Origin of the sequence: Flavobacterium aerium (genome assembly GCF_030766725.1) — a bacterium.
Taxonomy (GTDB): domain Bacteria; phylum Bacteroidota; class Bacteroidia; order Flavobacteriales; family Flavobacteriaceae; genus Flavobacterium; species Flavobacterium aerium.
This window is the reverse complement of record NZ_JARQWR010000009.1, coordinates 146714-158801: the sequence shown is the minus strand read 5'-3', so window position 1 is coordinate 158801 and position 12088 is coordinate 146714. Positions and strand designations below refer to the sequence as shown.

General features: G+C 35.5%; 8 protein-coding genes. 1 reads left to right on the top strand and 7 read right to left on the bottom strand.

Annotated features, from left to right (window positions below; genetic code table 11):
• Positions 1-3: 3 nt before the first annotated feature.
• Genes P6733_RS13430 through P6733_RS13405 form a run of 6 tightly spaced genes read right to left on the bottom strand, consistent with a single transcriptional unit; the run spans position 4 to position 8449 of the window.
• Entirely contained in the window at positions 4-1527 is a 1524-nt protein-coding gene (locus P6733_RS13430) for a quinol:cytochrome C oxidoreductase (RefSeq protein ID WP_306353418.1), read from the bottom strand.
• A gap of 27 nt (positions 1528-1554) precedes the next feature.
• Positions 1555-2100, bottom strand: coding sequence for a c-type cytochrome (locus P6733_RS13425; RefSeq protein WP_306353417.1), 546 nt, complete (start codon positions 2098-2100; stop codon positions 1555-1557).
• Positions 2101-2108: 8 nt separating this feature from the next.
• Positions 2109-2633 (bottom strand): DUF3341 domain-containing protein, encoded by a 525-nt coding sequence (locus tag P6733_RS13420; RefSeq protein WP_306353416.1) that lies wholly within the window; start codon positions 2631-2633, stop codon positions 2109-2111.
• The gene (gene nrfD, locus P6733_RS13415) at positions 2626-4029 is read right to left on the bottom strand and encodes an NrfD/PsrC family molybdoenzyme membrane anchor subunit (RefSeq protein ID WP_306353415.1); all 1404 of its coding nucleotides are present in this window, start codon (positions 4027-4029) and stop codon (positions 2626-2628) included. The genes P6733_RS13420 and nrfD overlap by 8 nt, the downstream gene beginning before the upstream one ends.
• 38 nt (positions 4030-4067) lie before the next feature.
• Positions 4068-7136, bottom strand: coding sequence for a TAT-variant-translocated molybdopterin oxidoreductase (locus P6733_RS13410; RefSeq protein ID WP_306353414.1), 3069 nt, complete (start codon positions 7134-7136; stop codon positions 4068-4070).
• Positions 7137-7168: 32 nt separating this feature from the next.
• On the bottom strand, positions 7169-8449 hold the full coding sequence (locus P6733_RS13405) for a c-type cytochrome (RefSeq protein WP_306353413.1): 1281 nt from the start codon (positions 8447-8449) through the stop codon (positions 7169-7171).
• A gap of 219 nt (positions 8450-8668) precedes the next feature.
• Between P6733_RS13405 and P6733_RS13400 the strand changes: the two genes are divergently transcribed.
• Positions 8669-9058 (top strand): SPOR domain-containing protein, encoded by a 390-nt coding sequence (locus tag P6733_RS13400; RefSeq protein WP_306353412.1) that lies wholly within the window; start codon positions 8669-8671, stop codon positions 9056-9058.
• A gap of 79 nt (positions 9059-9137) precedes the next feature.
• Here the strand turns inward: P6733_RS13400 and infB are convergent, their stop codons facing one another.
• Positions 9138-12071 carry a translation initiation factor IF-2 gene (gene infB / locus P6733_RS13395; RefSeq protein ID WP_306353411.1) on the bottom strand — a complete coding sequence of 978 codons (2934 nt, stop codon included), beginning with the start codon at positions 12069-12071 and terminating at the stop codon, positions 9138-9140.
• Between the last annotated feature and the right edge of the window lie 17 nt (positions 12072-12088).

The following is a 12088-nucleotide window of genomic DNA, read 5'->3' as shown; positions in this document are numbered from 1 at the left end:
ATATTAATAATGAAAATGTTTACTTTCTTCAATCAATGGGTTTCTTTTTGCCAACAATGGTGATTTAGTAAGTGCTGTAAAGACAACAAATATAAACAATCCTAAGAAGAACAATACTGAACTAATTTCAGATACCCCAATAAACCATCTGTCTCCAACTGTTGCTGGCATAATCATATTAAAGAAGTCAATATAGTGACCACATAATATTACAATACCTGCCATAACAATAATCCAAGTAATTCTCTTGAAATCAGTATTGATTAAAATTAATACTGGGAATAAGAAGTTCATTGCAACCATTCCAAAGAATGGTAAATTGTAATTTTCAATTCTTGTGATGAAGTAAGTAACCTCCTCTGGAATATCAGAATACCAGATCAACATGAATTGAGAGAACCATAAGTATGTCCAGAATACGCTAATACCAAACATGAATTTAGCTAAATCATGGATATGACTTGTGTTTACATATTCTAAAAGACCTTTTGATTTTAAATATAGGGTAACCAATGCGATTACTGTAATACCACTTACAAAGAAACTTGCAAATACGTACCATCCAAATAATGTACTGTACCAGTGTGGGTCAACAGACATGATCCAATCCCATGACATAATAGATTCTGTCACAATAAAGAATACTAAAAATGCTGCTGAAATTTTAAAGTTCTTTTTGTAGAATGAATTGTCATTAGATTCATCTTGAGCTAATGAATTCTTTCTAGAGAAATAACGGTATAAGTTCCATCCAGTTAAAAAGATAACAGCTCTAATTAAGAAAAATGGCACATTTAAATATCCTGATTTACCAGCGATTAAAGCATCCGTTTTTACTACTTCTGGATCCATCCAAACAAATAAATGATTTGCATGAAACACTCCAGTAACTACAAGGAAAATAAAGAAGATTATTGAACCTGGTAATAAATAACTTGTGATTCCTTCCATTACTCTGAAAAGTACTGGAGACCATCCTGCTTGTGCACAATATTGAATTGCATAAAATGCTAATACCCCTAAACTAATCAACATAAAGAAGATACAAGCAACATATAAAGCTGCCCAAGGTTTATTTTGCAATTGGTGTAATACGTGCTCTAAATGTTCGTGGTGTTCTGCTTCAGATGACACATGTGTAGAATGATCTGCTTCGGCTTTCGCTTCTTTAACCACTTCTTCATGTGCTACAACTGCTTCAGTTGTATTTGAATCTGCTACTACTTCATGAGATGCTTCTGCATTGATTGTAGAATCTTTTGCTACAGTTGAAGCTGCTGCATTTTCATGATTAGAATGTTGAGCTGTCTTAACTTCTTCATGTTTTGCATCATGAGATTCTGCAGCCGGTGCGCCGTGAGAAGCTTCAGCTTCGCCATGACCACCATGGTGTTCTTCAGCTGCTAAAATTTTCTCTACGTCTTGTGTATTTTTTGGTGCAGTGAAAAAACCATATCCTATCCCAAGAATACCAACGATCATTAGGATAAAAGAAAATGTTTTTAATTTGCTTGAAAATGTGTACATATCTAATAAAATCAGTGTGTTCTACAATTATAATTTTGCTTTTAGCTCAAGTACATAGTGTGCTACTAACCAACGCTCATGAGCTGTTAACTGATTAGCATGTGAACCCATTGCGTTTAAACCATAAGTTTCAACATGAAAAATACTACCTTCAGTAATATCTCTATCTGCATAACTAGGAACTCCTAAGAACTTTTCTCTTTCCACAAGTTTTCCTTTTCCATCACCTTTATCACCGTGGCAAATTGCACAATAAATAGTAAACAATTGTTGTCCTTTACTACTTGCTAATTCTGTTGAATCAAGTGGCGTTTTAAGATTAGCTTTTGCTAATTCATATCCTGCTGTTGAGTTTTCATATTCATAAGGTTCAAAACCTCTTGGAATAGAACCTTTTGCAGGTAATTGTCCTTCTTTACCGTTTTTGAAAGCTGCAGATTCAGAATAAGTTTCATAACCTACTGATTCATACATATTAGGAAAGTACTGATAATTTGGACTAGATTTATCGTGGCAAGAAGAAACTACTGCCGCAAAACCTACCAACATCGCTATTTTATATAAGCTTTTCATATCTATTATTAATGCTTTTCTATTACTCTTACTTCTACTGCTCCAGTACCTTGTAAAAATGAAGTTAATTCTTCTTCATTATCATGAACAGCGATCTCCATTAAAAAGTGATCATCTGTAGTTCTTACATCAGGATTTTCAGCTTTTTTGAAAGGCCATAATCTACTTCTCATATAAAAAGTAATAACCATTAAGTGGGCTGCAAAAAATACTGTTAACTCGAACATAATCGGAACGAATGCTGGCATGTTTTCAATATAGCTAAAACTTGGTTTACCACCAATGTCTTGAGGCCAATCTTTAATCATTACAAAGTTCATCAAGGCTGTTGCGAATGATAAACCTACCAAACCATATAAAAATGCTGTAATAGCAATTCTAGTTGGTGCTAGTCCCATTGCTTTATCCAATCCGTGAACCGGGAAAGGTGTAAAGACTTCCTCAATATGATGATGCGCTGCACGTGTTTTCTTAACAGCATCCATTAATACATCATCATCATTGTATATAGCGTGTATAACTTTATTACTCATGATCTGAATGATTATGTTCTTCTCTTAATTTTTTATAGTTCTGTCCTGAAGATTTCAAGATTGTTTTTACCTCTGCTTGAGCAATAACTGGGAATGATCTTGCATATAATAAGAATAAAACAAAGAAGAAACCAATTGTACCTATATAGAATCCAATATCAACAAATGTTGGTTGGAACATTGTCCAAGAAGATGGAAGGTAATCTCTGTGTAATGAAGTTACGATAATTACAAAACGCTCGAACCACATCCCTACATTAACTACAATCGAAATAATAAAAGAGAAAATAATACTTGTTCTCAATTTTTTGAACCACATAAATTGTGGAGAGAAAACGTTACAAGTCATCATCAACCAGTATGACCACCAGTAAGGTCCTGTAGCTCTATTCAAGAATGCATATTGTTCGTACTCTACTCCAGAATACCAAGCAATAAATAACTCTGTAATATAAGCGATACCTACGATCGATCCTGTGATCATGATAACGATATTCATTAATTCAATATGTTGAACTGTAATGTAATCTTCAAGATTAGATACTTTTCTCATAATGATCAACAAGGTATTTACCATTGCAAACCCTGAGAAGATTGCTCCTGCAACGAAATACGGAGGAAGAATCGTTGTATGCCAACCTGGAATTACTGACGTAGCAAAGTCAAAAGATACAATCGTGTGTACAGAAAGTACTAATGGTGTAGCTAAACCTGCTAACACTAATGATACTTCTTCAAAACGTTGCCAGTCTTTCGCTCTACCGCTCCATCCGAAACTCAAGATTGAATAAACTCTTTTTGTAAAAGGTGTTATTGCTCTATCACGTAGCATCGCAAAATCCGGAAGTAAACCTGTCCACCAGAATACTAATGATACAGATAAATATGTAGAAATTGCAAATACGTCCCAAAGTAACGGTGAGTTAAAGTTTACCCATAATGAACCAAATTGATTCGGAATTGGTAATACCCAGTACGCTAACCATGGACGACCCATGTGGAAGATTGGGAACATACCCGCTTGAACTACTGAGAAAATCGTCATTGCTTCTGCAGAACGGTTAATTGCCATTCTCCATTTTTGACGGAATAATAATAATACTGCGGAAATCAAGGTTCCAGCGTGACCAATACCAACCCACCAAACGAAGTTAGTAATATCCCAAGCCCAACCGACTGTTTTGTTTAATCCCCATGTTCCAATACCTGTAGATACCGTATACGCTACACTTCCTACTCCCCAAAGGAAAGCGGCAAGTGCAATTGAAAATACTATCCACCATTGTTTGTTGGCTCTACCTTCAACAGGTTTAGCGACATCTACTGTTATATCGTGATAAGATTTATCACCAATAACTAAAGGTTTTCTAATGGGTGCTTCGTAATGAGACGACATAATCCTTTATATTGTTTCTTAATTAATTATTTATTGATCTACGTATTTCTAACTTTAACATGGTAGAACACATTTGGTTTTGTACCAATATGCTCTAATAAGTGATACATTCTATCATCTTCTGCTAATTTAGCAACTTCGCTTTCTTTATCATTTACATCACCAAATACCATTGCTCCACTTCCACAAGCTGCAGAACAAGCACAAGCATTATTGAATTCACCACTTGCAACTGGTCTTCCTTCTCTCTTCGCTTTCAGGATTACTGCTTGCGTAGATTGAATACAGAATGAACATTTCTCCATCACCCCTCTTGAACGAACTACTACATCTGGATTCAATACCATACGACCTAAATCATCGTTCATATGATAATCAAATTCACTGTTTTTGTTGTACAAGAACCAGTTGAAACGACGTACTTTGTAAGGACAGTTGTTTGCACAGTAACGAGTACCTACACAACGGTTATACGCCATATGGTTTTGACCTTGACGTCCGTGTGAAGTTGCAGCCACTGGACATACAGTTTCACAAGGAGCGTGATTACAATGTTGACACATTACTGGTTGGAAAGCAACCTGTGGGTTATCTGAAGGATGCTCCATTGACGAGAATGTATCAATAGAATTCATTAATCCAGAAGCTTTTCCTTTTTTCTTTTCATCACCAGCAAAAGTCTCTTCAGAAGAATAGTATCTATCGATACGTAACCAATGCATATCACGGCTTCTTCTAACCTCGTCTTTTCCAACAACAGGCACGTTATTTTCTGCATGACAAGCGATAACACAAGCTCCACAACCTGTACAAGCATTTAAGTCAATTGATAAATTGAAGTGATGTCCAACAGAACGATCAAATTCAGTCCATAAATCTACTTTTGATGCTTCAATAGGTTTGTGATCTAAAGATACCATCGGAACTAAGTTCCATTCTTTTGCGTCTTTAGTATTGAAAACATTTAAAGTAGTTTCTTTTAAAATGTCTCCTCTACCCATTAATGTTCTTTGTAATTGTACACAAGCGAATTCGTGATCTCCACTTTCCTTTGTGATTTTTACACCTTGAACATTATTGAAATTTTTATATAACATGTAAGCATTTACACCTACTTGCATTTCAGTTTTCATTGCTGCTTTACGACCATATCCTAAAGCAACACCAACGGTTCCTTTTGCTTGACCTGGCTGAATGATAACTGGCACTTTTTCTAACTTAGTACCACCTACCTCAAGGGTTACATAACTTCCGTTAAGACCACCATTAGCAACATTGTAATTTTTTAATCCTAATTTCTCAGCATCTACTCGAGACATTGTTACATAATTATCCCAAGAAACTCTTGTAATTGGATCTGGGAACTCTTGTAACCAAGGATTGTTTGCTTGTTGACCATCACCCATACCTGTTTTAGTATACAAAACAAGCTCTAAACCATCTACTGCTTTAGATTGTGCTAATGTACTTGCCGCTCCTGCAAAGTTCGCTGAACCTGCAGTAGAACCTGTTACATTTCCAGAAACAAATAAACCATCATGAACTGCTTGATTCCATGTTTTACCTGAAAGTATTGAAGCACTCCAATACGCTTTTAAGTAATCATAGTAAGAAACTGTATTTCCAGTCCAAGATAATAATGCATCTTGGAATTGTTTTGTATCAAACAATGGACGAATCGTTGGTTGAATTAAGCTGTAGTGACCTTTAACGATGTTTACATCTCCCCAAGACTCTAAGTAGTGTGGTGCTGGAGCAGCAATAGAAGAAACTAAAGCTGTTTCATCTTCTTTCATTGTGAAAGAAACTGATAACTTTACTTTGTTGTTTTTCAAAGCTTCTCCAAATTCTTTACCATTTGGCAAAGTATACACAGGATTGATACCACTCATGATTAAAGTATGTACACTTCCTGCTTTTATATCATTTAGTAATTGTGCTACTTGAGTAGTATTACCTTTTCTTATTTGTCTTGTTTTAACAGTATCAAATGCCTCACTTTTCAAAGCTTGGTTGATTGCTAAAACTAATAACTGTGCATTTTTATCTTGAATACCTGAAACTAAAACTCCTTTACTTCCAGCATTTTTCAATTGTTCTGCAGCATTAACAACCACTTCTTCGTTTGCCAGTTTTGGAACTGAAACAGAAGCTCCTGTTACGATACTATAAATTTTTACTAATGCAAGTTTTTGCTCGTTTGTAGTCATTGGGTAACGCTTATCAGCATTTGCCCCAGTTAATGACATATTTGATTCAAACTGAATGTGACGAGACATTTTACCGTTAGCAGGAATTCTTCCTTTACCGTAGTTACTATCATAACCTCCACCTTGCCAATCTCCTAAGAAATCTGCACCAACAGAAACAATAGTAGCTGCTTTTCCGAAATCATATTCCGCTAAAGCTCTTTCTCCGTAAGCTTCTTGGAATGCATCCAAAGCTTCTGAAGAAGAAACCGCATCGTAAACAATGTGTTTTACATTTGCATATTTTGCAGAAAATTCTGCAATTAACTTATCTGTAGATGGACTTGCAGTTGTATTCGTTAATAAAACAACTTGACCTCCATTTGCCTGAGCATCTGCTAAACTAGCTTTTACCTTAGCGTCTACATTATCCCAAGAATCATTTTTACCTGATATCTTTGGTTGTTTCAAACGCATACTATCATACAAAGATAATACTGATGCATGTACTCTTGCGTTTGGACATATTTTAGAGTCTGGAAGATTATTAATCTCTACTTTAATAGGACGACCTTCTCTTGTTTTTATAAGAATGTTTGCAAAATCATAACCATCCGCAATTGTTGTTGCATAAAAATCTGCAACACCAGGGATGATTTCCTCTGGTTGAACAACGTAAGGAATAGACTTCATTACTGGACCTTCACATGCAGCCAAAGAAACAGCTGCTGTACTAAATCCAACGTACTTTAAAAAGTCACGACGTGTTGTTGATGATGCAGACAATGAGTCTTTATCTCCAAGAAATTCATCTGTAGGAATCTCTTCAACAAATTCGTTATTTCTAAGCGTCTCAACAATAGAACTATTATCGTTTAGTTCCTCAACACTTTTCCAGTATTTTTTGTTTGATGACATTGTATATAAATATTAGCTTCTTAATAATTTGATTAATAGTGACATTTACCGCATTCTAAACCTCCCATTTGTGCAGCAGTTAACTTGTCTACACCATATTTTTTAGAAAGTTCTTCATGGATTTTCTTGTAGTATTCATTACCCTCCATCTTAACATCTGTTTGACGGTGACAATTCACACACCAGCCCATTGTCAATGTAGCATGTTGTTGCATGATCTCCATTGTTTCAACTGGACCGTGACAAGTTTGACATTCAATTCCAGCAACAGAAACGTGTTGTGAGTGATTGAAGTAAACGAAATCTGGCAAATTATGAATTCTAACCCATTTCACTGGTTTTTGAACTCCTGTGTAAGCTTGCTTAGTTCTATCCCATCCTACAGCATCATATAATTTTTGGATTTCTCCATCGTAGAATGCTTTGCTGTATTCTGGTGTAGCTGTTTCTTCAGCAACTTCACCAATGTTCTTATGACAGTTCATACAAACATTTAACGAAGGAATACCTGAAGTTTTACTTACACGTGCAGAAGAGTGGCAATATTTACAATCTATACCATTATCACCTGCGTGAATTTTATGAGAATAATGTATTGGCTGAACTGGTTGATAACCTTGATCAACACCTATCTGCATTAAGTACCCATACACAAAGTACGCACTTACTAACAACAGAAGAATAGAAGTTACTAATACTAAGAATTGGTTCTTAGCGAAAGCAACCCAAATCGGAGTTGATGGTTCTTTTTTAACTTCCTCAATACCATTAGCGCGAGCAATTTTTGTCAAGACTCTATTCACTAAGACTAGCATCACAACTAAAACCACCATTACTAATGCTAAAGCAGCAAGAATAAGTTGATTTGAAACTCCACCTCCAGCATTAGCACCTTCAGCACCTGCAACATCAGTTCCTGGAAGTTTTGGTTTTTCTGCTTTTACTTCTGAAGTATACGCAAGAATATTATCAATATCTTCTGTTGATAATTGCGGGAAAGCAGTCATTGCTACTTTTCCATTCTCTTCGAATATCTTCACAGCTTGAGCATCACCAGACTTGATCATTTCACTACTGTTATGCACCCACTTGTATAGCCACTCGCGATCATGCTTAGCCGCAACACCCCTAAGGGCTGGACCAGTTGATTTAGCGTCTAATTTATGACATGCAGCACAATTTGAATTAAACAATGCCTTTCCTTTTACTGGATCTCCTTCCTGCGCGTAGGAGCTCATGGAGAAATTTAGCATTAATGCTAAACTTAATAATAAAATCCTTGAAATCGAATTTTGGCTTACCACCTTTTTCATATTTAAAACGGTTATCGACTAAATTTTGGTACGATTTTTTCTATATTAATAGAACATAGAAATTCATACGTTTTTCTAAAACTTGCACAAAAATACGACTTATGTATTATACTCAATAATCAAAACAATGCATAATTATCAATTTATAACAATTCTAAATAATATTTTTTAAATTGATTAATTCTATAAGTATTACATTTGCACAAAATACACTTCATTATGAGAATCTTAACACTTCGAAAAATCATTTTACCCGCTATTTTTATGGCAACGGCAACTCATACGTTATATTCACAAGATAAGAATATTACGGTAGAACAAGACCCTAAATTTGAACAATTATTGAACGAAAAAAGGAAAATAAACTCTTCTATAACAGTAAATGATCGTTATAAAATTCAAATTTTTTATGGTGATAGTGATGCCTCAAGAAAGACATTATCGGACTTTAAAAGAGAATATAAAAACCTTGATGGAACAATCGTTTTTAATACTCCATCGTATAAAGTATGGGTTGGAAATTTTAAAACCAAAATTGAAGCTGAAAAGAACCTACTTGAAGTGAAAAAAAAGTACCCTAATGCACTTTTAATTCGTCCTAACAAATAAGACTAAACCAATCAATAAGAGCATAAAAAAAAGCGTCCCGATAATCTCGGGACGCTTTTTTTAGTATATATAAAGAATATTATTTCAATTTTTTCTTCACTGCAATCTCTTGGAATGCTTCAATAATATCGTACTCTTTAATATCGTTGTAGTTCTTAATCTGAATACCACAATCGTATCCTTTAGCTACTTCTTTTACATCGTCTTTAAATCGTTTCAATGTAGATAATTCACCCGTATAAATCACGACTCCTTCTCTAATTAAGCGAATTCTAGAACTTCTAAAGATCTTACCATCTGTAACCATACATCCTGCAATTGTACCCACCTTAGAGATTTTAAATGTCTCTCTGATTTCAGCAGTACCTGTGATTTCTTCTTTCATCTCTGGAGATAACATACCTTCCATAGCATCTTTTAAGTCATCAATTGCATCGTAGATAATAGAGTAGTTTCTGATATCAATTTCTTCTTTGTCTGCTAATTGTCTAGCATTTCCAGAAGGCCTAACATTAAATCCGATAATAATCGCATCTGAAGCAGAAGCTAACAATACGTCAGATTCAGTAATTGCTCCAACACCTTTATGAATGATGTTAATTTGGATTTCGTCAGTAGATAATTTAGAGAATGAATCAGACAATGCTTCAACAGAACCATCCACATCCCCTTTAAGGATAATATTCAATTCTTTAAATTGTCCTAAAGCAATTCTACGTCCAATTTCAGCTAACGTAATGTGTCTTTGTGTACGAACAGATTGTTCTCTCATTAACTGCGTACGTTTTGCTGCAATTTGTTTTGCTTCTTTTTCATCGTCAAAAACACTGAATTTATCACCCGCAGTTGAAGCACCATCAAGACCTAATATAGATATTGGTGTAGATGGACCAGCAACTTTAATGTTTTTACCTCTTTCATCATGCATTGCTTTCACTTTACCATGATGTTTACCTGCTAACACGTAATCACCAATACGTAATGTTCCGCTTTGAACTAAAACTGTTGAAATGTATCCTCTTCCTTTATCCAAGAAAGCCTCTACTACTGTTCCAACTGCTTGTTTGTTTGGATTAGCTTTTAAATCTAATAATTCAGCTTCTAATAAAACTTTCTCTAATAAATCCTTAACTCCTAAACCTGTTTTTGCAGAGATATCATGAGATTGGATTTTACCACCCCAGTCCTCAACTAACAAGTTCATTCCTGCTAATCTTTCTTTTATTTTTTCTGGATTTGCTGTTGGCTTATCCACTTTGTTGATTGCAAATAATAATGGTACCCCTGCTGCTTGTGCATGGCTAATTGCTTCTTTAGTTTGTGGCATGATATCATCATCCGCCGCAATCACAATAATTGCAATATCCGTTACTTGAGCACCACGTGCACGCATTGCGGTAAACGCTTCGTGACCTGGTGTATCTAGGAAAGTAATCTTTTGACCACTCTCTAAAGTTACACTATATGCACCAATGTGTTGTGTGATTCCACCTGACTCACCAGCAATAACATTCTCGCTACGGATATAATCCAGTAAAGATGTTTTACCGTGATCGACGTGACCCATTACCGTAACGATAGGAGCTCTATGAACTAAATCTTCCGGTTTATCTTCCACAACTTGGATTGCTTCTTCAATATCAACTGTAATAAATTCAACTTCGTAACCGAATTCATCTGCTACAATCGATAATGTCTCTGCATCTAAACGTTGGTTCATGGTAACCATGATTCCTAATGACATACATACTGATATTACTTTCGTAATAGGCACATCCATCATCGTAGCAACTTCACCTACAGTAACAAATTCTGTTACCTTGATTGTTTTACTACCAGCGTCTAATAATCTTTGTTCGTCATCAGACTTTTGTCTGTGCGTATCTCTTTTATCTCTTCTATATTTAGCCGCCTTAGATTTACCACCTTTACCTTGTAGTTTCTCTAAAGTCTCTCTAATTTGGTTTTTAACCTCTTCATCAGTAGGCTCAACCTTAGCAACAATAGCTGGTCTTTTTCCTTTAACAAAACCTGGTCTTGGAGCACTATTTCCTCCACCTGCGTTTCTGTTATTGTTATTATTCCCACCAGTTGTATTTGGTGTTCCAGGTGGCTTAGGAGCGCCCGGCTTAGGAGCGATTCTTTTTCTTTTGTTTTTTGAAGCAGCCGAATTATTATTATTCCCTCCAGGCTTGTTCCCTACAGGTTTTGGCTCTTCTTTTTTCTTTTTTGGCTTATTGAACTGCGTAAGGTCAATAGTTTGGCCTGTAAAAGTAGTTCCTGTAAGCTTTTGATATTGCGTTGTAATCACTTCTTCAACGGGTGCAGCTTCTGCATTCGCATCTTCTTTAGCTTTTACTGGCGCATCAATCTTCTTCTCTTCTTTCTTCACTTCCACCTTTTTATCTTCAGTAGCTTTATTCTCAACTGGCTTAACCTCTTGTACAGGTTTAGTTTCAGCAGGACTAACGCTGGTTGGTTTTATTGTTTCTGAAGGAGGAGTCGCTTCTTTTTTCTCAAAAGAAACTTTAGGTTTTTCAACCACTTCTACTACAGGTTTTTGAACTTCTACTGGTTCTGGTTTTGCTTCGAGAGGCGTAACCACTTTTACCTCTTCTGGTTTAGAAGGTGTAATAGCTGGTTTTTTCGCTGGATTAAGATCAATCTTACCCACTTGTTTAGGAGCAGAAAGAATAGCTTTCGCTTTAACAATTTCTTGTCTTTGTCTTTCCTCGTCTTGCTTGCGTTTCTCTTCTATTTCACGTTCTCTTTCTAAACGCAGTGCTTCTTTCTCTTTTCTTTTCTCCTCTCCCACTTCAATAGAAGCCTCTTTTTTCCCTTTGTCAACAGAAAATTGACCGCACAAGACATTATACACTTCGTCAGAAATCTTAGTGTTGGGACTTGCTTCAATATCAAATCCTTTATCTTTTAGATAATCAACAGCTCTATCTAACGAAATATTTAATTCCCTTAAAACTTTGTTTATTCTTATTATTCTCTCTTCAGACATAAAACCTTTTTAATATT

Excerpts from the sequence above, each read along its gene's own strand:
- P6733_RS13425 (WP_306353417.1), bottom strand. The coding sequence starts at position 2,100 with ATGAAAAGCTTATATAAAATAGCGATGTTGGTAGGTTTTGCGGCAGTA.
- P6733_RS13410 (WP_306353414.1), bottom strand. The coding sequence starts at position 7,136 with ATGTCATCAAACAAAAAATACTGGAAAAGTGTTGAGGAACTAAACGAT.
- P6733_RS13405 (WP_306353413.1), bottom strand. The coding sequence starts at position 8,449 with ATGAAAAAGGTGGTAAGCCAAAATTCGATTTCAAGGATTTTATTATTA.
- infB (WP_306353411.1), bottom strand. The coding sequence starts at position 12,071 with ATGTCTGAAGAGAGAATAATAAGAATAAACAAAGTTTTAAGGGAATTA.
- P6733_RS13400 (WP_306353412.1), top strand. The coding sequence starts at position 8,669 with ATGAGAATCTTAACACTTCGAAAAATCATTTTACCCGCTATTTTTATG.
- P6733_RS13430 (WP_306353418.1), bottom strand. The coding sequence starts at position 1,527 with ATGTACACATTTTCAAGCAAATTAAAAACATTTTCTTTTATCCTAATG.
- P6733_RS13420 (WP_306353416.1), bottom strand. The coding sequence starts at position 2,633 with ATGAGTAATAAAGTTATACACGCTATATACAATGATGATGATGTATTA.
- nrfD (WP_306353415.1), bottom strand. The coding sequence starts at position 4,029 with ATGTCGTCTCATTACGAAGCACCCATTAGAAAACCTTTAGTTATTGGT.